21 protein-coding genes and 1 pseudogene are annotated in these 23005 nt (G+C 56.7%); 13 read left to right on the forward strand and 9 right to left on the reverse strand.

The features are described from left to right. Window positions 1-6 precede the first annotated feature (6 nt). Genes GS12_RS12720 through GS12_RS12730 form a run of 3 tightly spaced genes read left to right on the forward strand, consistent with a single transcriptional unit; the run spans window position 7 to window position 3388 of the window. Entirely contained in the window at window positions 7-1074 is a 1068-nt protein-coding gene (locus tag GS12_RS12720) for an ABC transporter permease (RefSeq protein WP_034947547.1), read from the forward strand. Next, the gene (locus GS12_RS12725; protein ID WP_034947550.1) at window positions 1067-2569 is read left to right on the forward strand and encodes an FGGY family carbohydrate kinase; all 1503 of its coding nucleotides are present in this window, start codon (window positions 1067-1069) and stop codon (window positions 2567-2569) included. Before GS12_RS12720 ends, GS12_RS12725 begins: the two co-directional genes overlap by 8 nt. A 21-nt stretch (window positions 2570-2590) precedes the next feature. Then, entirely contained in the window at window positions 2591-3388 is a 798-nt protein-coding gene (locus tag GS12_RS12730; protein ID WP_034947553.1) for a glucose 1-dehydrogenase, read from the forward strand. Here the strand turns inward: GS12_RS12730 and GS12_RS12735 are convergent. After that, window positions 3385-3927, reverse strand: a complete 543-nt coding sequence (locus GS12_RS12735; RefSeq protein ID WP_034914390.1) for a YbhB/YbcL family Raf kinase inhibitor-like protein — start codon at window positions 3925-3927, stop codon at window positions 3385-3387. The genes GS12_RS12730 and GS12_RS12735 overlap by 4 nt on opposite strands. A gap of 213 nt (window positions 3928-4140) precedes the next feature. On the opposite strand from GS12_RS12735, the gene GS12_RS12740 reads away from it, so the two are divergent. After that, window positions 4141-5544 (forward strand): YchO/YchP family invasin, encoded by a 1404-nt coding sequence (locus GS12_RS12740; RefSeq protein WP_052118448.1) that lies wholly within the window; start codon window positions 4141-4143, stop codon window positions 5542-5544. A gap of 97 nt (window positions 5545-5641) precedes the next feature. On the opposite strand, the gene GS12_RS12745 is transcribed toward GS12_RS12740, so the two are convergent. Further along, window positions 5642-6721, reverse strand: a complete 1080-nt coding sequence (locus tag GS12_RS12745; protein WP_034914394.1) for a porin — start codon at window positions 6719-6721, stop codon at window positions 5642-5644. A 449-nt stretch (window positions 6722-7170) separates the two neighbouring features. Next, window positions 7171-8067, reverse strand: coding sequence for a LysR family transcriptional regulator (locus GS12_RS12750; RefSeq protein ID WP_034947556.1), 897 nt, complete (start codon window positions 8065-8067; stop codon window positions 7171-7173). Between the two features lie 101 nt (window positions 8068-8168). Between GS12_RS12750 and GS12_RS12755 the strand changes: the two genes are divergently transcribed. The 7 genes from GS12_RS12755 to spy all read left to right on the forward strand — a co-directional run bounded on the left by GS12_RS12755 (window position 8169) and on the right by spy (window position 15762). After that, on the forward strand, window positions 8169-8498 hold the full coding sequence (locus GS12_RS12755; protein WP_034947559.1) for a YciI family protein: 330 nt from the start codon (window positions 8169-8171) through the stop codon (window positions 8496-8498). Window positions 8499-8910: 412 nt separating this feature from the next. After that, window positions 8911-10131 (forward strand): aspartate aminotransferase family protein, encoded by a 1221-nt coding sequence (locus GS12_RS12760; RefSeq protein ID WP_034947561.1) that lies wholly within the window; start codon window positions 8911-8913, stop codon window positions 10129-10131. Then, window positions 10128-11159, forward strand: coding sequence for an arginine N-succinyltransferase (gene astA / locus GS12_RS12765; RefSeq protein WP_034914404.1), 1032 nt, complete (start codon window positions 10128-10130; stop codon window positions 11157-11159). The genes GS12_RS12760 and astA overlap by 4 nt, the downstream gene beginning before the upstream one ends. Beyond that, window positions 11156-12625: a succinylglutamate-semialdehyde dehydrogenase gene (gene astD, locus GS12_RS12770; RefSeq protein ID WP_034947563.1), complete on the forward strand. Its 1470-nt coding sequence runs from the start codon at window positions 11156-11158 to the stop codon at window positions 12623-12625. The genes astA and astD overlap by 4 nt, the downstream gene beginning before the upstream one ends. Further along, complete coding sequence (astB, locus tag GS12_RS12775; RefSeq protein WP_034947566.1) at window positions 12622-13950, forward strand: N-succinylarginine dihydrolase; 1329 nt, start codon at window positions 12622-12624, stop codon at window positions 13948-13950. The genes astD and astB overlap by 4 nt, the downstream gene beginning before the upstream one ends. Before the next feature lie 75 nt (window positions 13951-14025). Next, on the forward strand, window positions 14026-15018 hold the full coding sequence (gene astE / locus GS12_RS12780) for a succinylglutamate desuccinylase (protein ID WP_034947569.1): 993 nt from the start codon (window positions 14026-14028) through the stop codon (window positions 15016-15018). 255 nt (window positions 15019-15273) lie between these two features. Beyond that, the gene (gene spy / locus GS12_RS12785; RefSeq protein ID WP_034947572.1) at window positions 15274-15762 is read left to right on the forward strand and encodes an ATP-independent periplasmic protein-refolding chaperone Spy; all 489 of its coding nucleotides are present in this window, start codon (window positions 15274-15276) and stop codon (window positions 15760-15762) included. A 69-nt stretch (window positions 15763-15831) separates the two neighbouring features. On the opposite strand, the gene cho is transcribed toward spy, so the two are convergent. From cho to GS12_RS12800, 3 genes are all read right to left on the reverse strand, one after another. Further along, window positions 15832-16695 carry an excinuclease Cho gene (cho, locus tag GS12_RS12790; protein WP_034947574.1) on the reverse strand — a complete coding sequence of 288 codons (864 nt, stop codon included), beginning with the start codon at window positions 16693-16695 and terminating at the stop codon, window positions 15832-15834. Between the two features lie 139 nt (window positions 16696-16834). After that, the gene (nadE, locus tag GS12_RS12795) at window positions 16835-17662 is read right to left on the reverse strand and encodes an ammonia-dependent NAD(+) synthetase (RefSeq protein WP_034914418.1); all 828 of its coding nucleotides are present in this window, start codon (window positions 17660-17662) and stop codon (window positions 16835-16837) included. 185 nt (window positions 17663-17847) lie between these two features. Then, window positions 17848-18618, reverse strand: coding sequence for a helix-turn-helix transcriptional regulator (locus tag GS12_RS12800; RefSeq protein ID WP_034947577.1), 771 nt, complete (start codon window positions 18616-18618; stop codon window positions 17848-17850). 94 nt (window positions 18619-18712) lie between these two features. Between GS12_RS12800 and GS12_RS12805 the strand changes: the two genes are divergently transcribed. Then, window positions 18713-19105: a hypothetical protein gene (locus GS12_RS12805; protein WP_034947580.1), complete on the forward strand. Its 393-nt coding sequence runs from the start codon at window positions 18713-18715 to the stop codon at window positions 19103-19105. Between the two features lie 179 nt (window positions 19106-19284). Then, window positions 19285-19620 carry an osmotically-inducible lipoprotein OsmE gene (osmE, locus tag GS12_RS12810; RefSeq protein WP_034914428.1) on the forward strand — a complete coding sequence of 112 codons (336 nt, stop codon included), beginning with the start codon at window positions 19285-19287 and terminating at the stop codon, window positions 19618-19620. A gap of 50 nt (window positions 19621-19670) precedes the next feature. Here the strand turns inward: osmE and GS12_RS12815 are convergent. From GS12_RS12815 to GS12_RS12825, 3 genes and pseudogenes are all read right to left on the reverse strand, one after another. Further along, window positions 19671-20070: pseudogene (locus GS12_RS12815) on the reverse strand (DUF6515 family protein). A gap of 184 nt (window positions 20071-20254) precedes the next feature. Further along, complete coding sequence (gene katE / locus GS12_RS12820) at window positions 20255-22519, reverse strand: catalase HPII (protein ID WP_034947583.1); 2265 nt, start codon at window positions 22517-22519, stop codon at window positions 20255-20257. A gap of 166 nt (window positions 22520-22685) precedes the next feature. After that, the coding region (locus GS12_RS12825; RefSeq protein WP_152601406.1) for a cation:dicarboxylate symporter family transporter at window positions 22686-23005 on the reverse strand (320 nt) is incomplete at its 5' end.

The following is a 23005-nucleotide window of genomic DNA, read 5'->3' on the forward strand; positions in this document are numbered from 1 at the left end:
AAAAACATGAATCAGAAATACCTGCTCTATATGTATCTGCTCAAGGCGCGCACCTTTATTGCGCTGCTCATCGTGATCGGCTTTTTCAGCGTCATGGTGCCGAACTTTCTGACGCCATCAAACCTGCTGATCATGACGCAGCATGTTGCCATTACCGGCCTGCTGGCCATCGGTATGACGCTGGTGATCCTTACCGGCGGGATCGACCTCTCGGTGGGTGCGGTGGCGGGCATCTGCGGCATGGTGGCCGGTGCGCTACTGACCAACGGCCTGCCCATCTGGGGTGACCAACTGCTCTTTCTGAACGTGCCGGAAGTGATCCTGGTGGTGACGCTGTGTGGAGTGGTGATTGGCCTGATCAACGGCGCGGTAATCACGCGTCTCGGCGTCGCGCCCTTTATCTGCACGCTGGGCATGATGTACGTCGCGCGCGGCGCGGCGCTGCTGTTCAATGACGGCGGCACCTATGCCAATCTGGTGGGCTTCGCGCCGCTCGGCAACACCGGTTTCGCTTTTCTCGGCGCCGGGAGGCTGCTGGGCGTCTATCTCCCCATCTGGCTGATGGTCGGCTTTCTGCTGCTCGGCCTCTATATCACCCGTAAAACGCCGCTGGGACGCTATATCTACGCCAGCGGCGGTAATGAATCCGCCGCGCGACTGGCGGGCGTGCCGATTGTTAAAGTGAAAATGTTTGTCTACGCCTTCTCCGGCCTCTGTGCCGGGCTGGTCGGGCTGGTGGTGGCCTCGCAGTTGCAAACCGCGCACCCGATGACCGGCAACATGTTTGAAATGGACGCCATCGGTGCGACCGTGCTCGGCGGCACGGCGCTGGCGGGCGGACGCGGGCGGGTCTCCGGTTCGATTATCGGAGCCTTTGTGATTGTGTTCCTCGCCGACGGCATGGTGATGATGGGCGTCAGCGACTTCTGGCAGATGGTCATCAAAGGGGTGGTTATTGTTACCGCCGTGGTGATCGACCAGTTCCAGCAGCGTCTGCAAAGTAAAGTGGTGCTGATGCGTCGCCACGAAAAAAAGCAGGCCGCCACACCGTTGTCTGAGGTCAGTCATGGCTAGAGATCTGATTATTGCTCTGGACGAGGGCACCAGCAATGTGAAGGCGGTGGCGATTGACGGGCGCGGTGCGGTGCTGACAAAAGCCTCGCGGCCGCTGTCGGTTTCCACGCCGCAGCCGGGGTGGGTGGAACAGGAGGGCATGACGCTGTTGAACATGTCGCTGACCGTGCTGCGCGAGGTGATTCAGAATGTCGGTGAAAACCGCGTTGCCTGCCTTGCCATCAGTAACCAGCGCGAAACGGCGATCGGCTGGTACCGCGCCAGCTCCGCTCCGCTCGGCCCGGCGCTGAGCTGGCAGTGCGCCCGTTCGGCTGCGCTGTGCGAACAGCTTCGACACGATCGACAGGAAGCGCGGATTCGCGCCATTACCGGGCTGCCGGTAGCACCGCTGTTTTCCGCGTCGAAAATGCGCTGGCTGCTGGACAGCCTCCCCGACGGTTATGCGCGTGCGGCCAGCGGCGAAATCTGTCTGGGCACCCTTGACGCCTGGCTGCTGTGGCACTTGACCGGCGGCAAACAGTTTCGCTGCGATACCTCTAACGCCTCCCGCACCCAGCTCCTGAACCTGCAAACCGGCGACTGGGACGACGAGATGCTGGCGCTGTTTGGTCTGCCGCGCGCCGCGCTGCCGCAAATCCTGCCGTCCGCCGGGCTGTTTGGCGTTACCTCAGGGCTGAGCGGCATTCCTGACGGCCTGCCGATCATGGCGATGATCGGCGATTCCCACGCGGCGCTGTACGGCCACGGGCTGGGTCTGCCCGGCGCGGTAAAAACCACCTATGGCACCGGCTCATCGGTGATGGCGCCGCTGCTGACGCCCGACACCTCATTGACGCAGCTTGCCACCACCGTTGCCTGGCGCGACGGCGAGCGCATCACCTGGGGGCTGGAGGGCAACATTCCGCACACCGGCGACGGCGTTGCCTGGATGGCGCAGGCGACCGGGCTGACCGACGGGAAAGGACAGGTGCTGAGCCGCGCCCTGCACGAGCTGCCCGCCAGCGTGGAGTCAACGCTTGGCACCTATTTTGTTCCCGCACTGACCGGCTTAGGCGCGCCATGGTGGGACGATCGCGCGCGCGGCGTTATTTGTGGATTGAGCCGGGGCGTGACGCCTGCGCACCTGATCCGCGCGGCACTGGAGGCGATTGCCTATCAAATCGCCGATGTGATTGAGGCGATGCGTCAGCATCCTGATTTTCATCTTGACCGGCTGATGGTGGACGGCGGCCCGACGCAAAACGCCTGGCTGATGCAGTTTCAGGCCGACCTGCTTGGGTGCCCGGTCGCCCGCAGCGCCACGCCGGAGCTCTCCGCGCTGGGCGCTGGCCTGCTGGCGCGCCGTGCGCTTGAACACCTGACCGACAATCAACTGAGGCTGCTGCTCCCTGAGCACGACAGCTGGCTTCCTGAGGCAGAGCGTCATCATCAACTGCAACAGACCTGGCAGGGCTGGCGTGACGCTGTCACGCGTGCGCGCTGGCAGCCCGTCTGATCATTAAATAAGGAGAGAGTGATGGAGCGTAATTTTAGGGGAAAAACCGTGGTGATCACCGGCGCCTGTCGCGGTATTGGCGCGGGTATCGCCGCACGGTTCGCCCGCGACGGTGCAAACCTGGTGATGGTGTCCAATGCGGCGCGCGTTCATGCGACCGCAGAGCAGCTGCGCGGCGACTATGGCGGCGAAATCCTTTCGCTGGAGGCAGACGTGACGGATGAAGCGCAGGTACAGGATCTCTACCGGCAGAGCGCAGAACGCTTTGGCAGCGTTGACGTCTCTGTGCAAAATGCAGGGGTGATCACCATTGATACGTTTGAACGGATGCCGAAAGCCGATTTTGAGAAAATCCTGGCGGTTAACACCACCGGCGTCTGGCTCTGCTGCCGGGAAGCGGCGAAATATATGGTTAAGCAGCGCGCTGGCAGCCTGATCAATACCTCTTCCGGTCAGGGGCGGCAGGGATTTATCTATACGCCGCACTACGCCGCCAGCAAAATGGGCGTGATCGGCATCACGCAGAGCCTGGCGCACGAGCTGGCGCCGTGGAACATCACCGTCAACGCGTTTTGCCCCGGTATTATTGAAAGCGAAATGTGGGATTATAACGACCGCGTCTGGGGCGAGATGCTCAGCAGCGAAGGGAAACAGTACGGCAAGGGCGAACTGATGGCGGAATGGGTTCAGGGCATTCCGCTGAAGCGCGCAGGGCAGCCGCAGGACGTGGCGGGACTGGTGGCCTTTTTAGCGTCCGATGATGCACGCTACATCACCGGACAGACCATGAACGTCGACGGCGGTCTGATTATGTCTTAATCATTACCGAATCGTCCCACCAGGCCCGCCGCGCCCAGCGCATGGCCCTTAAGCTTGCCGATTAGCTCTTCACGCGTCAGCCCCTGCGGCAGAGCATCTGGCGCCAGGTCGGTAGCGATCAGCGTAAAGATATAGTGATGCGCTCCGCTGCCAGACGGCGGGCAGGGGCCATAATAGTGAAGCGTGCCGGGGGTATTTTTACCGCCGGTATAGTCTTTGCCCTTCGTCAGTTCTCCCCGGGCGAACATACTGCGTTGGGCCGGGATGTTATAAGCCACCATATGGTTAACCCCAATGCCTTTGGCGCCGACCGTATCCACCAACGTCAGCGCGTAGCTTTTGGTGCCAGCAGGCGGATTGCTCCAGCTCAGCGCGGGCGAAATCCCCTCGCCGGTACAGGCGGGTTTACCCTCTGCATTCCCCGCAAACTTCTTATCCAGCAGTGCGTTATCGCTGAAGTCGGGCGAGCTGAGCGTAAATACCTCCGCCGCGCTGGCGGTCATCGTGCAGAACATCAGGCCGAGCGCTACTCTTTTCATGTCATAACTCCCTGATAAAAGTCTCGTGCAAAGTCTGGTTGATATTTCGCCACTTTACCAGTGTGCTGTCGCTTCGTTTTCCTGCTTACCCGCCCGGGGTGGGACGTTACCTTTCCTGACAAAAACTGTGTTAAGGTGGTTATTCAGCAAATTTGTGAGCTATCCGACACTTTGGTTTAAAAATCGTCTTGATTTACAGCAAATAATGAGGTTATGAGCAAACTCAATCCACTGCGTTTTTCGCTTTACGCGTCGTTGGTGACGCTCCTCACGTTTACTGCCGTCCGCGCGGAGACCGTATCGGACGCGCCTTTCAGCGATCCCGATCGTTTTTCACAGCTTCCCGATCTGGGGAGCGCCAGTGCAGGAGACGCCGCGCTGGCCAAACGCATCGCCGAAGCGATGAAGAGCATCGGTCAGGCCAGCATGGACAGCAGTGACGATACGTCGCTGAGCACTCAGGCTGGCCAGTGGGCGTTTAACCATTTTCGCGATGAAGCCGCCCGACGCGTTGAAAACGAAGGAAAGAGCATGCTTTCTCCGTACGGACGCGCCGATCTGTCGCTAAAGGTGGATGAAGACGGCAGCTTTAACGGCACCTCCGCACAGCTTATTACGCCGTGGCAGGACAACTACCAGTATCTTACTTTCAGCCAGCTTGGGGTTGAGCAGAGCGATTACGGCCTGGTCGGCAATGCGGGGCTGGGGCAACGCTGGCTGGCGGGCGACTGGCGGTTGGGCTATAACGCCTTTGTCGATCAGCTTTTTGAGTCCGATCTCCGTCGCGGCTCCCTGGGTGCGGAAGCGTGGGGCGATTTCCTGCGGCTTTCCGCCAACTATTATCAGCCGCTGTCAGGCTGGCGCGAGCGCAGCGCGGTCTCTGAAATGAGAATGGCGCGCGGTTACGATATCACCACGCAGGGCTATCTGCCGTTTTATCGGCAACTGGGCGTATCGCTCAGCTATGAACAGTACCTTGGCGATAACGTGGACCTGTTTAATAGCGGCACCACCGGCAGCAATCCCTCCGCCGTTAAGGTTGGCGTGAGCTATACGCCGGTGCCGCTTTTTACGCTTACCGCGTCACATAAAACGGCAGATACCGGCGAATCTCAGGATCAGTTCGGCCTGAAAATGAACTATCAGATCGGCGTGGCGCTGAGCAAACAGCTTTCTGCCGATAACGTGGCGGCGGCGCGTTCACTCAGTGGCAGCCGCTACGATGCGGTTGCGCGCAACAATACGCCGGTCATGGAGTTTCGCCAGCGCAAAACGCTGACGGTATTTCTTGCCACGCCGCCGTGGCAGGTGCAGCCAGGCGAGACGCTGCCGCTGAAATTGCAGATCCGCAATGCGAATCCGATCAAAGGGGTAAGCTGGCAGGGCGATACGCAGCAGCTCAGCCTGACGCCGCCGGCAAACAACGCCGATCCGCAGGGCTGGAGCATTATTATCCCGTCATGGGACAGTTCACCCGGGGCCAGCAACGAATACCATCTTTCGGTGACGGTTGAAGACAGCAAACAGCAGCGCGTCACATCCAACTGGATCACCCTGAAGCTGGTGGCGCCGGTAACGCTGCAAAGCACGGACGCTCTGGATTTGATGGCACCATAAACGAGTGCCGAAAAAAACAGGGGCAGATGCCCCTGTCCGGAGGGAAGCGCTTTCAACTTCTGAAAGCGATCGGTACAACATCCATGCGGCAAAGCGGTCAGAACTGGTAAACCATCCCCACGCCGGTAATGTCGTCAGTAGAGAGGCCCAGCTTGTTGTCGTCTTCAAGCAGGTTGATGCGGTAATCCGCATAGAGCGACATATTGCTGTTCAGGTAGTACTTTGCTCCCACGCTGGCGTACTTGATGATATCGGCATCGCCAATCTGCTCAATGTCTTTACCGCGCGAGGCGACATAGGCCAGAGAGGGGCGGAAGCCGTTCAGGAACTGGTACTGCGCCACAATCTCAATGAGCTGCGCCTTATTGGCGTACCCGTTGCCGCCGGGTATCCAGGCCGCGTTGCGCGTTTCGCCGTACATCGCGGCAAGATAAAGCTGGTTCGCGTCATACTTCAGCGCCGCAGACCACAGTTCCGCACGGTCGCCTTTGCCCAGTTCAACGGCGTTCTGCGCCTCAGTACGCCCGACGCTGGCCCACGCGGCAACGGCGCCAATGCCGGAATCATCCACATACTGAATGGACGCGGCGTAGCCTTCACGGTTTGCACGTCGAACGGCCTCATCGCCAGTGCGCTCATTTTTACCCTGATACTGTGCCGCAATGCTCAGGCCATCCACCAGACCGAAGAAATTGCTGGTACGCCAGGTTGCCACGCCGGTTGCGCGACTGGTGAGGAAAAGATCGCTGCCTGCGGAATCACCGCCGAACTTCGGCAGCATATCGGTGTAGGCCAGTACGTCGTAGATCAGCCCGATGTTGCGGCCATAATCAAAGGAACCGAAATCGCCAAATTTCAGGCCAGCATAGCCAAGGCGGGTGCGATTGTTCCTGTGTGCGCCTGCGGCCGCATCTTCACTGTTGTTCAGCTGAAACTGATACTGCCAGACACCGTAGCCGGTGATCCGCTCAGAAATCTGCGTTTCACCGATAAATCCGAAACGGGCATAGCTGTCATCACCCTCTTTATTTTTATCGGAGGAGATGAGCCGGCTGACGTCAACCTTTCCGGTAAGATCCAGCTTGTTTCCGTCTTTATTATAAACGTCTGCGGCGTTGACACTGCTTATTCCAAGAAGGGCAGGGATGGCCCATGCCAGTAATTTACGCTTTATCATATTGAACACCCTGTTCGTTTTATTATTTGACGTCCGTTTGCGTCATGGAGAAATTACACAGCAAGGTGAGATGAGAGAAATAATTACATGTAACTAAATGTAAAATCAGGACGGCGATCGCGTATTTTGCCGTAAAGCATAATAAATTGAGCATCATTGTGAAGAATATTTTAGTTAATTATTTGAAAATAATGATTTATTTATCATTATAATAACAATTTAAAATCAAAGAAATAACGCAATGCCATTGATGGGCGTGAAGTATAAAGAATTATTCAGTACCATATAAATAGCATTCTATTTTATTTGTAAAACTTAAGTGTTTCGATGTTATCGATTAACGTAATGCAATAGTCGCCGGTTTTTTATGGCGCCTGTTTTGCGCTGCACACGGCAGCGCTTATTTAACGCGATAACGCGCGCTTTCTTGTTGAGGCTTTCGATACGCTTTATTCGTTAAAATAGTCACACAATTCATCAATAAAAATCTTATAGCGGGTTTCGTTTGCCCGCGAAGCGTCATATAACACGTTCATCACCCGTTCGGGAATTTTATAGTCTTCCAACAGGGTAACGAGTTGTCCCTTTTTAACCGGTTGTTCAAGTCCCTTTTCATAACCCATCAGCACGCCCGCGCCTTTTAATGCCGCTTCGAGTATTGCCCCCCAATCGTTAATTGCCAGTCGGGAAGTTACCGTCACTTCTGTAAGCCCCTCGCTGCTGGTGAAGGGCCATTGACAGGTTAACCCCGCCGGCCACGGGGCAAAACCAAGGCACTCGTGATGCTCCAGGTCTGAGGGATGCGTCGGCCAGCCATGACTTGCGAGATACTGAGGGGCAGCACAGACAATAAGCCGGTAAGGCAACAACGGTTTCGCTGCAAGCCTGAGATTTTTATCGGGTTCGCCAATGCGGATGACCATATCAAAATCCTCAGAGGCCGGATTGATAACCTCATCGGACAGGGTGAGTTCAATACTCATTAGCGGATAACGCCCGAGAAACTGGCTCAAAAATTCCGCTAAGGCATAACGCCCGAACGTCACCGGCGCATTCAGCCGCAGCGTACCTGAAGGGATTTCGGCAGCGCCGCTTGCTTCTCTGTCGGCATTATCAATCGCCTGCAAAATGGCTTCGCACCGGCTGAAGTACAGAGAGCCGGTAGGGGTGAGGCTTTGCCTGCGTGTCGTTCTGTTGAGCAGGCGGGTTGCCAGCGTCTTCTCCAGCGCCGCTATATGGCGCGCCACCATTTGAGGAGACATGCTCAGCCTGGCGGCGGCAGCAACAAACGAACCTGTTTGTACCGCAGCAACAAAGGTTCGCATGCCTGTCAGTTTATCAAGCATTAACAACTCCGGGTTGTTTCAGAACGCCATACGGGTTCGTTTTAAAAACTGTGGGTACGCATTATGCTTGTTTTTTACTTAATCTACAGGTCGGAGAATTGATGAGCATCTATATCGTAAGAATGGATCATCCGGAAGGTATCGAGTGGAATACCGTTGTTCGTGAACATGTGCTTTACCTGAAAGAGCTGATCAAACAGGGAAAACTGTTAGCATCCGGCCCGCTAAAGAACACACCGCTGCGGGCTGGCTTTCTTATTTTCAGGGCTGAAACACGGGATGAGGTTCAGATGATGGTCAAGGCAGATCCGTTTGCTCGTGAAAATCTCATTGCACACCTGGATATTCAGGAATGGGATCCGTTATTCGGCCAGCTCAGCGCGCTGTCGAGCCATCTCACTGTCGATGAGTTGCAGGACCTGGTTGACTGATAAAGGCGCCATTAACTGTTTGCTCCCGCCGCCACCCCAGCCGCCTCGCAAGCGCTGTTTCCCTGCCCGCAAATCGTGCAGATGGGCAACAAGGGTGCATTAAGCGCACCCTTTTGAACAACAATGCTGCCAGCGATCACAAAAGCGATATTTTATTTTATAAATGCATAATTCATCTCTTTTCAATCTGGTGTTCCTGTCGCCATCAGACACTTATTCACTAATTATGCAAATTACCTGAATATAGATCGAACGTAACCTGTTGATATTCCGTTGTTGAAATCGATTTATGCATTTTTACCACTGGCTGGCATGAAGCATGCAATTTACAGTGAGAGCGCAATGAATCATTTCATTAACACTATCAATACTTTTCGTTCACCTTCCGGTGAGCGGTCAAACAGAGGCCGCCATGCAATCATCCGTATCACGTAATGATTTCGACCAATGGATTGTTCCAACTTATGCACCTGCCAGCTTTGTACCCGTTCGTGCGCAGGGCTCGACGCTCTGGGATCAACAAGGGAAATCCTATATCGATTTTGCCGGCGGCATCGCAGTCAACGCATTAGGACACGCCCATCCCGACTTGCAACAGGCGCTCACAGAGCAGGCGACGCGTCTCTGGCACACCGGCAATGGTTATACCAATGAGCCCGTACTGCGTCTGGCGAAAAGGCTGATCGACGCAACCTTTGCCGATCGCGTTTTCTTCTGCAATTCAGGCGCAGAGGCTAATGAAGCCGCGTTGAAGCTGGCGCGTAAGGTGGCGCACGATCGGGCAGGGGAAGAGAAAAGCGGCATTGTGGCGTTTAACAATGCGTTTCATGGCCGTACGTTATTTACCGTTTCAGCGGGCGGTCAGCCCGCCTATTCAAAAGATTTTGCTCCGCTGCCCGGTAATATTCAGCATGCCGTTTATAACGACCTTGCTTCTGCGGCAGCGTTGATTAACGACCAGACCTGCGCGGTGATCGTCGAACCGATTCAGGGCGAAGGCGGCGTGGTGCCTGCTGAACCTGCTTTCCTGCGCGGCCTGCGTGAACTTTGCGATAAACATCAGGCGCTGCTGATCTTTGATGAAGTGCAAACCGGCGTCGGTCGCACGGGCTGGCTCTATGCCTATATGCATTACAACGTCACGCCTGACGTGCTGACCACGGCAAAAGCGCTGGGCGGCGGTTTTCCTATTGGCGCGATGCTGACCACCGAGCCGCTGGCAAAGGCGCTCAGCGTGGGTACCCACGGCACCACCTACGGCGGCAATCCGCTGGCAGGCGCGGTGGGCGGTAAAGTGATGGAGCTGATCAACCGACCGGAGGTCATGGCGGGCGTGGCGGAGCGACATCGCTGGTTTGTGGAGGCGCTGAACGACATCAATCAACGCCTGCACCTGTTCAGCGACATTCGCGGGCTGGGGCTGCTGATTGGCTGCGTGCTTAATCAGGACTTCAGCGGCAAAGCGAAACTGTTTAATCAGGCCGCCGCCGCTGAGGGCGTGATGGTGCTGATCGCCGGCGCCAGCGTGATCCGCTTCGCGCCCTCGCTGATCATCACTGAGCAGGAGGTGAAAGAAGGGCTGGCGCGGTTCGAACGAGCCTGCCGCGCGGTGGTTGAAGGAGCGGGATCATGATGGTGATCCGCCCCGTTGAGCGGGACGATCTTGCGCAGCTGCTGACGCTTGCCGGTAAAACCGGCGGCGGCCTGACCTCACTGCCAGCGGACAGCGACACGCTCTCCGCGCGCATCGAGCGCTCGCTGCAAACCTGGCAGGGTACGCTGCCGCGTGCCGAGCAGGGTTATGTGTTTGTACTGGAAGAGAGCGAGAGCAGGAAGGCCGTAGGCATCTGCGCGATCGAGGTGGCGGTGGGGTTGCAGGAGCCGTGGTACAACTTTCGCGTGGGGACGCAGGTGCACGCCTCACGCGAACTGAACGTCTATAACGTGCTGCCAACGCTGTCGCTCAGCAATGACCATACCGGCAGCAGCGAGCTCTGCACGCTGTTTCTTGATGCTGACTATCGCAACGGCAAAAACGGCTATCTGCTTTCCAAATCACGCTTTATGTTTATGGCGGCTTTTCGCGATCGCTTTATGCAGAAGGTGGTGGCGGAAATGCGCGGCGTCATCGACGAAAATGGCCATTCGCCGTTCTGGGAAAGCGTCGGCAGCCGTTTTTTTTCCATGTCCTTCAGCGAGGCGGACTATCTTTGCGGCACCGGGCAAAAAACGTTTATTGCCGAACTGATGCCGAAACACCCGCTCTACATTGACTATTTGTCCCCTGACGCGCAGGCGGTAATTGGCGAAACGCATCCGCACACCGCGCCTGCCCGCGCGGTGCTTGAAGCGGAAGGATTTCGCTACCTTCATTACATCGATATTTTCGACGGCGGCCCGACGCTGGAGTGCGAGATTGATCGGGTTCGCGCCATCCGAAAAAGCCGCGTGGTAAAAGCGACGCGGGGCGAGCCAGATGAGACGCAGCCGCTCTGCCTGGTGGCGAACGAACGCTATCACGATTTCCGCGTCACCTTATTGAATGCCGATCCCAGGGCGGAAACCCTGCCGTTAACAGAGGAGCAGGCAGCTATTTTACGCTGTGAAACGGGCGACGCGCTGCGCGTTGTAACATTGAGCCGGGAGGAAAAAACAGCATGACGCACTTTATTCATGGAGAATGGATTATCGGAGAAAGTGACAATGTCACGAAGTATCAGCCGGTGACCGGCGAGCTGCTCTGGCAGGGCAATGCCGCCAGCCCGCAGCAGGTTGCAGCAGCGTGCCTGGCCGCGCGCAAAGCATTTACCGGCTGGGCGCGACAGCCGTTCAGCTTTCGTCAGGGAATTGCTGAAAAATTTGCCGCGCTGCTGGAGCAAAACAAAGCCCGGCTGGCAGAGGTTATTGCTAAAGAAACCGGCAAGCCGCGCTGGGAAGCGCAGACCGAAGTGCAGGCGATGATCAACAAGATTGCCATTTCCGTTAAGGCTTATCATGAGCGAACGGGCGAAGCCGCCGGCGGCGAATCGTCGCTGCGCCATCGTCCGCACGGCGTGATGGCGGTGTTCGGCCCTTACAATTTTCCGGCCCATCTGCCAAATGGCCACATCGTGCCTGCGTTGCTGGCGGGTAACACCGTGGTATTTAAACCCAGCGAGCTGACCCCACTGACGGCAGAGCACACCGTGGCGCTGTGGAAAGAGGCGGGATTACCGGACGGCGTGCTGAATATGTTGCAGGGCGGCCGCGAGTGCGGCCAGGCGCTGGCCGCACAGTCAGACATCGATGGCGTCCTCTTTACCGGCAGTGCGGCAACAGGCTATCAGCTTCATCGTCAGTTTGCCGGACAGCCGGATAAGATGCTGGCGCTGGAGATGGGCGGCAACAATGCGCTGATCGTCGAAGATTTTCAGGATATCGACGCGGCGGTCAACATCGCCATACAGTCGGCGTTTATCAGCGCAGGACAGCGCTGTACCTGCGCGCGCCGCATGCTGGTCAGGCGTGGCGCAGACGGCGATGCCTTTCTTGCCCGGCTGGTGGACGTGGCGGGCAGGCTTCAGGTCGGCGGCTGGGACGAGGAGCCACAGCCGTTTATGGGCAGCGTTATCTCGATTGCGGCGGCGGAACGGGTTTTTGCCGGATGGCAGGCGCGCGTCGATGCCGGTGGGGCGGTTTTGCTGGCGATGCGTTGGCCCGATCGCCGCAGCGCGATCCTGACGCCGGGCATCATCGATATCACCTCGCTGGAAAACGTGCCGGATGAAGAGGTCTTTGGCCCGCTGCTGGCGGTGATCCGCTATGACGATATCGATGAGGCAATAACACGCGCTAATGCCACGCGCTACGGGCTCTCCTGCGGGTTGATTTCGCCGCAGCGTGCGCTGTTTGAAAAGCTGTTGATCGAGGCGCGCGCCGGTATCGTCAACTGGAATAAACCGCTGACCGGCGCCGCCAGCAGCGCGCCTTTCGGCGGCGTGGGCGCCTCCGGAAACCATCGCGCCAGCGCATACTATGCGGCGGACTACTGCGCGTGGCCGATGGCGTCGCTTGAGTCGCCGGATCTGCAACTGCCTGCCGCGCTGTCGCCCGGTCTTGATTTCAGCCAGAAAGGAGGTGCGAAGTGAGCGCGCGTGAAGCCAATTTCGACGGCCTGCCGGGGCTGACGCATCACTACGCTGGCCTCTCCTTTGGTAACGAGGCGTCAACGCGTCATCAGCATCAGTTGTCTAATCCGAAACTGGCGGCAAAGCAGGGGCTGATGAAAATGAAGGCGCTGGCCGATATGGGCTTTGTGCAGGGAGTGATCCCGCCGCACGAGCGCCCGAATATCGCCGCGCTGCGGCAGATAGGGTTTGGCGGCAGCGATGCGCAGGTGGTGGAAAAAGCGGCCCGCCAGGCGCCGCACTTCCTTTCCGCCGCCAGTTCCGCGTCAGCTATGTGGGTCGCTAACGCCGCCACCGTGTCGCCCTCTGCCGACAGCGCCGACAGGCGCGTGCACCTGACGGTCGCTAACCTCAATAATAAATTTCACCGTGCAATGGAAGCGCCGACCACCGGCGCGCTGCTGCGGGCAATTTTCCGCGATGCGCAGCATTTTACGGTTCACGACGCGCTGCCGCAGGTGTCAATGTTTGGCGATGAAGGCGCGGCAAATCACAATCGCTTAAGTACGGCCTACGGCGAACCCGGCGTGCAGCTCTTTGTGTTTGGCCGCGAAGAGGGCAACGGCGGGCTGGTGCCGGCGCGCTATCCGGCGCGGCAGACGCGAGAAGCCAGCGAAGCGGTCGCCAGATTGCATCAGCTTGATGAGGCGCGGACGGTGTTTGCGCAGCAGAATCCGGCGGTTATCGACCAGGGCGTATTTCACAACGATGTGATCGCCGTCAGTAATCAGCAGGTACTGTTCTGTCATCAGCAGGCGTTTTTGCATCAGGAAGCGCTGCTGGAAAGGCTGCGCGAAAAAGTGCCCGGCTTTGTCGCCATTGAGGTACCTGAGGCGCGCGTCAGCGTGGGGGATGCCGTGGCGACCTATCTGTTCAACAGCCAGTTACTCAGCAAAGCGGACGGTAAAATGATGCTGGTGCTGCCGGAAGAGGCGCGTCAGCAGGCGGGCGTGTGGCGCTATCTGTGCGAGCTGGTTGAGCGCGGCGGGCCAGTCGACCAGCTTCAGGTTTTCGACCTGCGCGAGAGCATGTGTAACGGCGGCGGCCCGGCCTGTCTGCGGCTGCGCGTGGTGCTGGATGACGCGCAGCAGGCGGCGGTCAACCCGGCGGTGATGATGAACGATCGCCTGTTTGTCACGCTGAACGACTGGGTCGATCGTCATTACCGCGATCGCCTTTCTCAGCAGGATCTGGCCGATCCGCAGTTGCTGACCGAAGGACGTGAGGCACTTGATGAACTGACAAGGCTGCTAGACTTAGGAAATGTTTATCCTTTTCAGCAGTAGTCATGGTCGACAATGCGCGTCGGAGACGGCGCGCCACAGCGCAGGGAGGGCGAAAAACAGATAACAAGGAGACTTATGCAGGACTTTTTAGCACAGACATTAAGCGGTGGCGCGCCCACCCAACGCGCCGGTCGCAGCGATCATCTTAGCTGGCGCTGGCTCGACGAAGGCATTCTGGAAATAACACCGCACGCCGATGCGGCGCAGGCGGTGGTTGTGTCTGCCGGCCTGCACGGCAATGAAACCGCACCGGTGGAGATCCTGAATGCGCTGGTCAGTGAGTTGCTGTTGGGCAACCGGCCACTCGCTGTCCGACTGCTGGTGATTTACGGCAATCCGCCCGCGCTACGCGCTGGCAAACGCTATCTGCGCTGCGATATCAATCGGCTGTTCGGCGGTCGCTGGCAGCAGTATGAGGACTGCCCGGAAGCGCGTCGCGCCTGGCGTCTTGAGCAGGCGATGGAGACATTCTGGCAGGCGGGCGGCGGCGAAGAAGTGCGCTGGCACCTTGATTTGCATACCGCGATCCGCGGCTCTTACCATCCGCGCTTCGGTGTGTTGCCGCTACGCAGGTCGCCGTGGCCGGATGATTTTATGCACTGGCTGAGCGCCGCAGGGCTGGAAGCGCTGGTGTTTCATCGCGCGCCGGGCGGCACCTTCAGCCACTACAGTTGCCAACATTTCAGCGCTGCAAGCTGCACGCTTGAACTGGGCAAAGCGCGGCCGTTCGGCACTAACGATCTCAGTCAGTTCGATGCCGCCCGGCAGGCGCTGGCGGTATTGCTCAGCGGCGAACCGCTGCCTGCGGTAGCCAGCGCGCCGCAGCGCTATCGGGTTTCGCAGCAGATCACCCGCGATGCGGAAAGCTTCACGCTGCATATGAGCGGCGACACGCTGAACTTCACCGCCTTCCCGCAGGGAACGTTGCTGGCCGAGGCGGGCGAAAAGCGGTATTTCGTGCAGCAGGCGCGTGAATACGTGATGTTTCCCAATCCTGACGTGGCAATCGGCCAGCGCGCCGGGCTGATGCTGGTTGAGGATAACGCGCATAATGAAAAACTAAGCTGATACGTTTTCGCCGCACGGAAGCGGCGGATGTTTTATAGTATCTTCCTCCTTACTTTCTGCTTTTTTACGTTGAAATTCATATCTGTTAGCAATTTCTCACGCAAATCTTCCTTTTTCCTCCACGATCGCTGCGCAATTATCTTTTACGCTTTCAGGGCTTTACTCAGCCTCTGAATTATTGACGTTCAGCGCAGTAAACTTCTCTTCGACAACGCGACATTGCGTCGCCCCAAAAGCAAAGTAAGGAATATAATGATGCGTAAATTAACTTCTCTTGTTGTGGCTGTGACACTGGCGATGGGCGCGGCAAATATTGTGCATGCAGCAGCGGATAACCTGACTCCTGCACCGGCAGAAAAAACCACCCTCCCGATGCACAAGCCGATGCGTCACGGCGGCATGCATGACATGTTTAAAGGCCTTAACCTGACCGATGCTCAGAAAGAGCAGATGCGCACTATTATGAAAGAGGCGCACAAAGATATGCCGCGTCCTTCACTGGAAGAGCGCCGCGCGATGCATGATGTGATTGCCTCAGACAGCTTCGATCGGGCGAAAGCCGATGCGCAGGCCACGAAGATGACGGCAGACAGTAAAGACCGCGCGCTGAAAATGATGGAGACGCAGAACAAGCTCTATAACATCCTGACGCCGGAGCAGAAAAAACAGTTTAATCAAAACTTTGAAAAGCGCCTGACCGAAAAACCAAAGCATGAAGGCAAGCTGCTTACACCAGCAAGTTAATCGTTTTTCTCGTCTCATGAAACCGCCGACGTTGCCCACCTTAAACCGTGGGCAGCATCGGCGGTTTTTTTATGACAACGGAATTATGGGAAATTTGCCGCCGATCACCGGTTTACACAATATTTTATAGCCGTCGCTGTCGAAACCCCGCGGCGTGGAGGTCAGGGCGCTCGCCTGCGACAGATCCTCAACCGATCCCAGGTAAAACCAGTTGTTGATAACGTGAATTTGCGTATGCGTGACGCCTTCTTCAATGACGGCGACGGCGCCCTCCCACGGCCAGCACTGTACCCGAACCCGCTCCAGCGACGTCAGCAGACGCGCATGATGCGCCTCCGGCGTTTCTTTTCCGCAGCAGGCACCCGCGCAGCGCCCAAGGCTGGCGCGAAAGCAGGCGCGGTGCCTGGAGACGTTTTCCAGCCCCAGCAGGCCCAGACAGAGGCGCTGCTCGTCGGCGATTTTTTGCAGCGTCTCAAGCGCCGCCCGGCGGCTTGAAAAGAGGCCAAACAGGTCAGGCGTATGGGAAAAATCCACCTCTTTCGCGTAGACCACGCTCGGCTTGTCCTGCGAAATGCGTAGCGAGCAGAGCTGACGGTTTTTGCGCAGTCGTTTATTAAACAGCGGCTGCTGCACCTTAATCATTTGCGCTTCAAGCAGCAGCGCGCCAAGCTCGCCTGCGGTGGTGATATAGCTCACGCGCCGCGACTGTCGCAGCATCTTCGCCTCACCGGCGGTACGGAAATGGGACATCACCCGGCTGCGAATATTCACGCTTTTGCCGATATAGAGCGGCATGGTTTCGCTTTCACCGTGAAAAATATACACCCCTGGCAGCGAAGGTAAGCCTTCCAGCGAGTGTCGTAAGTGTTCGGGATACTGATAGATGGCCGCCGGTTCAAACTCCAGGCGATGGCTTGTTACACGTCTGCCCACATTGCACTCCGGTTACTGGTTACTTGTACAGTGTAACAGGCAAGCGGCGGAGAAAAAAGCAGCGCGTTATTCTTCGAAGGGCGCTGAATAGCTACGATAAAGTGGTAAGAAGAGGGCGGCTGTACGCCGCCCGGCCAGATTACTTCTTCCAGAAATCGTCGAACACCGTCACAGGCGGACGGCGTTTGTGTTCCGTTTTCAGATACCAGTTTTCGATGATCTTCGCCGCATCCGCATCAATCGTTTTCCCTTCCAGATAGCGGTCGATCATTTCATAGGTGACACCCAGCGCCACCTCATCTTTCAAACCGGGACGATCGTCTTCAAGATCGGCAGTGGGGTGTTTCAGATAGAGATGTTCCGGGCAGCCGAGCGCTTTAAGTAATTGTTTACCCTGGCCTTTATTCAGGCGGAAAATCGGGTTGATATCGGTGCCGCCATCGCCGTATTTGGTGAAGAAACCGGTTACCGCTTCCGCCGCATGATCGGTGCCGACTACCACTCCGGCGGTCATACCGGCAATGCTGTACTGCGCCTTCATACGCTCGCGGGCCTTCTCGTTACCGCGTACGAAATCGGACAGCGTAATGCCCGCGTCGCGCAGCGCTTTTTCGCTGGCGGCGATCGCTTCTTTGATGTTAACGGTCAGCACGCGGTCAGGCCTGATAAAATTGATTGCGTCCTGGCAATCCTTCTCATCGGCCTGCACGCCGTGCGGCAGGCGAACGGCGATGAACTGATAATCAGCGCTGCCGGTCTCTTCGCGCAGTTCGGTAATCGCCATCTGGCTGAGTTTGCCGGTCAGGGTCGAGTCCTGGCCGCCGCTGATACCCAGCACCAGCGATTTAATAAACGGAAAGGTTTTGAGGTAGGACTTTAAAAAGTCTACGCTGGTGCGGATCTCGCGATCGACATCGATTTCAGGCTTAACGCCCAGCGCGGTAATAATTTCCTGTTGCAGAGCCATTGACTTCTCCTCTGGTGAAGCGCCGCCGTTGGGCGCCAGGGTCTTAACTGTTTGCATTAAAATTAACGTGCCTGATGTAAAACAACAACACCGGGTGCGTTTTTCAGGTCGTTACGATTGCCATGAAGGTGCGGCGCAGGGCCAATCCGGGTTCATTAACAATAGCTTAATGCACTATTATTCAATTATATCTCATTGTTATGCTTCCTGATCTTCGCCTGTTCAGCAGGGGATTTACCGTTCATAAACTGCCCCGGCGTTTTACCGAAACGCTGCCGAAAAACCTCGATATAAGCGCTGACGTTGCTGTAACCGCTAAGCGATGCCACTTCTCCGACGGGGATGCCGGCATACAGCCACTGGAGAGAGACAACCACCTTTGCCTGTTGCCGCCACTGGCTGAAACTGAGCCCGGTTTGTTGACGAAATAAGCGGCTCAGACTCCTGACACTCAGACCTGCCTGCTGCGCCAGCTGCGCCTGATCCAGCATGCAGTCGGGGTTTTTCATTAATGTGTTCGCGACGCTTCGTGCCCGGCGATCTACCGGCAGGATTAACTGAAGCGGCAGCTCCGCCAGGTGCTCTGTTTCGTGGCGTAATACTGTCAGAAGCGTGTTCTGATACTCCACTGTGGAAGGCGCGGGAGCGTTGGTGAAGAGGCGTTCCAGAACGGCCAGGAAAAAAGCATCCATTCCATAGATCGCGGGCTGAGAAGGGAAAGGGATACGGCTCAACGGATTGAGATAGAGACTCTTACCGCTGACATGCGTCGGCACCCAGGCCCGGTGACGCAGACCCGCCGGAAACCACCCCACGGAACCTGGCGTGACAGCCCATTGCGCCAGCGCAGTTTCAATAATGATTATGCCACGACTCAGCCAGTAAAACTGGCCTGATTCATGTTGGTGCCAGGCGGTGGCATGTAGCGCTTCATATTCAAATATGGCGGTTTTCATCGCAATGGCCGATTAGCCGTATATCTTGTCCGAATAAGGATAATACACCGCGCAGAAGTTTATGTAATGTTGATGCTTTACATGAGGAGACAAGATGAACGGTAGCAAAGAAATCATTACCGCTATGTTGCAGGATATCATTTGCCATCCTGTCCATGACGAGCAACTCATTGCCCGCTATTTCGACCCGACGTATCAACAGTGCGTTGATGGCAAGTGGCTTGAGTACCGGGATTTTGTGAAACATATGGCGGTTCTTAAGACGCATGCAAAGGATATGGCGGTTGTCGTCAGGTCTGTTGTGGGTGAGGATGACACGGTTTTTACCCACCATTATGTCACCGTGGAAAACAGGCAGGGCGTCAACAGCGAATTTGAGGTGCTGGCCTGCTTTACGCTCTCATCAGAAAAAATTGTACGCTGCGAAGAGTTAACCCGAATGATCGGTGGAAGTCATGATGACCATGACCTTGGCAGCAGAGTGTAAATCAGTGGTAAAAGACGTGCGTTTGACGGTGGAAAATTTTCCGTGCCAGCCAGATATGAGGCGCAGACGGCAGAATGTTAAAGAGTCTGAAACGTTTTTTTTCTGCGCCATAAAGTTGATAAATCAGTAGTTATGTTCCAGGCTTTATGTCACATGGATAATAAACGAGGAATAAGAATATGAATAAAGTAACAGGATTTATTGGTGCTGCTGTGGCTCTGGCCGTTCTGTCTGGCTGTACGGCATACGACCGTGCCGAAAGCTATGTGACTAAGCCCGTTGTTCAGGATGTTAAGAAAGGAATGACGCGTCAGCAGGTTCGCGATGTTGCCGGCCCTGCCTCGACTGAAATCACCATGGTTCACGCGCGCGGTACCTGCCAGACTTACGTACTGGGCGAACGTGACGGTAAGCCGCAAACCTATTTCGTAAGCTATAACGACACCGGTCGCGTCATGAACTACGGCTTCCAGAGCTGTAAAGAGTACGATACCGATCCGCAGGCAAACCAGTAAGGGTTGCGCGGACAGAGTGAATAAAAACGGCCACCCAGGTGGCCGTTTTTTTATAACCCCGGTGGACGCGGCACTTCCAGATAGCGCCCTGAAATATCGCGCCGGATAGTAGTGACCATCCTGCACGTAAAAACGCTCACCGTTATAGTCCAGCGCCTGCATCGAGCCTGAATATCGTTCGACGGGTGGCTCAACCATCACATAGCCATTATTGTTTTGCCGTTGGTAATAGCTGCCGTTCAGCACGTAATAGGTCAGTCCGCCAATCAGCACGGCCGCCGCCGCATCCGGCAGGAAGCTGTAATGACGCGGTCCGCCGCCCCAGCCCGGCCCGCCGCCCTGATGCCAGCCAGGCCCGCCCGGGCCGCCTGGTCCTCCACCCGGATGAGCAAAAACCAGCGTGGGCGAGACCAGCGTTAAGGCGATAAGCGTATTGATCACCTTTTTCATGACGTTTCTCCTGTTATGACTGTACTCAGCATCAGGCTGCCGCGATGAAAACGCAAGCGTCTCAACGTCGCTATTGGCAGCTGCTTACAGCGCTTAACGCATTCTTAACGCTCCCTCCATGAAGTGACAAAAAAAGGCAGCCGTTGAAGCGGCTGCCTGGGATTTATGACCCCGTTAAAAAGGGTTAAGCAGGGACGCTTAGCGCCTTCTGACTGCGCGACCAGACGCGGTGGGCAGCCATTGCAGCGATAAACTCGCTCATCAGCACGCCCTCGGCTTTGCTGTCCGTCAGCAGGCCGTCTTCCTCTTCTTTATCGCCCAGGCCGAACTGGGGTTTGAAGCGACGCGCGTCGCCGCTCAGGCCGATAACCTTCAGATGCTTATAGGCTTCCAGCAGGAAGTAACGCGCGTCACCGCTCAGCAGCAGGGCGTCGATATTACCATCCGGCACGATAACCGCATCGAAGGTGAGCGACGGCAGACCGCTGAAGGTCGCGTCAACGGGAAGGTTAGAACCATCGTCCGCACGAACCTGGCCCATATGCGGCGCCAGCAACTTCGCGTGAACGCCTTCGGCTTTCAGCGCTTGCAGGATCGCCAGAACATCGGCGGCAACCACGCCGTCGCTGATTAACAGTGCGACCTGGCGTCCTTTGATCGAGCCGCTTGGAACGGCATAGAGGCTCAGGCTCGCATCTTTCTTCAGACCGTTGACGTCTTTCGGCGGTGCGGTGTGCATCTTCTCATCAGAGAGCGCAATGCCCAGATTCTCCGCCACGCCGTTCGCCAGCGACACGTCGATATGAACCAGGTGATCGACCACGCGCTCACGGATGTAAGGGCGGGCAACTTTGCTCAGCTCAAACGAGAAGGCATCCACAATGTGCTGCTGCTCAATCGGAGTCTGGCTGTTCCAGAACAGACGCGGCTGCGAGTAATACTCACCGAAGGACGGGCTGCGCTCGCGCACCTTGTGGCCCTCAATGCGTTCCTGGTGGCTCTCAAAACCACCACGGTGCGGCGCCGGCGGCGTTTCACGCGGCCAGTTGTCGTTGATTGAGTTAGGCTCGTAATTGGCCGGGTTGGTATCGATATCCATCCGGTGCATGCCCTGCCGCTGGAAGTTGTGGTACGGGCAGGTTGGACGGTTAATCGGAATTTCGTGGAAGTTAGGCCCGCCAAGACGGCTGATCTGCGTATCCGTGTAGGAGAAAAGGCGGCCCTGAAGCAGCGGATCGTTAGTAAAATCCAGCCCGGGAACGATATGGCCAGGGTGGAATGCGACCTGTTCCGTTTCAGCGAAGAAGTTGTCCGGATTGCGATTCAGCACCATTTTACCAATCAGCTCAACCGGCACCAGCTCTTCCGGGATCAGCTTGGTGGCATCGAGCAGATCAAAATCAAATTTAAACTCATCCTCTTCAGGAATGAGCTGCACGCCCAGCTCATATTCGGGGAAGTCTCCGGCTTCAATCGCTTCCCACAGATCGCGGCGATGGAAGTCCGGGTCACGGCCGGTCAGTTTTTGCGACTCATCCCACAGCAGCGACGCCTTGCCCGCGACCGGTTTCCAGTGGAAACGCACAAAAGTGGCTTTGCCTTCGGTATTGATAAAGCGGAAGGTATGAATACCAAAGCCTTCCATCGTGCGGTAGCTGCGTGGAATGCCGCGATCGGACATGGCCCAGATCACGTTATGCAGCGTTTCCGGCTGAAGAGAAACGTAGTCCCAGAAGGTGTCGTGAGCTGACTGACCCTGTGGAATTTCATTATGCGGCTCAGGTTTTACCGCGTGAACGAAATCCGGGAACTTGTGCGCATCCTGAATAAAGAACACTGGCGTGTTATTGCCTACAAGGTCGAAAACACCTTCATCGGTATAGAATTTCGTGGCGAAGCCGCGAATATCACGCACGGTATCCGCCGATCCCGCGCCGCCCTGCACGGTGGAGAAGCGGACAAACACCGGCGTCGCCTGCTCAGGATTGCGCAGGAAATCGGCTTTGGTGATGTCGCTCAGATCGCGATAGGGCTGGAAGTAACCGTGGGCAGCAGAGCCACGTGCGTGAACAATACGCTCAGGGATGCGCTCATGATCGAAATGGGTGATTTTTTCGCGCAGAATAAAATCTTCAAGCAGCGTCGGGCCGCGTGTGCCAGCGCGCAGTGAATTCTGGTCGTCAGCAATGCGTGTGCCCTGATTGGTGGTCAGAGGGAAATTTTCACCGCCTTTACGGAAGGTTTCCAGCGCATCGATTTTAGCATTATGGGTGTCGGGCGTTTTCAAACTGCCGGGTGCGGTGGGCTGTTTTCCAGGAGGAGTGGGACGCGCATCGGGCTTGTGGGAACCATCTGAGGGCGCAAGAGAATCCATTCCCGGTTTTGCAGAGTCCGGCCCGGTCATCGGGGCATTGTGACTCAGCTCCTTATTATCGGTTTCTTTCGACATGCTTACTTGCTCCTGTAGTTATCGTATCTGACGCAGTTAACTATAGAACAGCACGTCGGATACGCCTGAGAAGCGCAGGGTTTTATCGTAAGAAAAGGCCAATAATTGGAAAAGGCTGCGGCAATTGATAAATAAACGGGCTGAAGACGATCAGCCCGCAGGATAATTAACGTTGTGCCAGTTCGAAATCGCGCCCGGCGTCACTGTTAAGTAACGATTTGTCAGTCTGCTTTAACCACTGGCTGGTAAGCGTGCCGGCAGTGATTGAACCGTTTACGTTCAGCGCGGTACGACCCATATCAATCAGCGGTTCGATAGAGATCAGCAGCGCAACCAGCGTCACCGGCAGCCCCAGCGTCGGCAGCACGATCAGCGCGGCAAAGGTAGCGCCGCCGCCGACGCCGGCCACGCCGGCAGAACTGAGGGTGACGATACCGACCAGCGTGGCAATCCACATTGGATCGAACGGATTGATCCCCACGGTCG

It is taken from the genome of Erwinia oleae (assembly GCF_000770305.1).
In the GTDB taxonomy this organism is placed as follows: Bacteria; Pseudomonadota; Gammaproteobacteria; order Enterobacterales; family Enterobacteriaceae; genus Erwinia; species Erwinia oleae.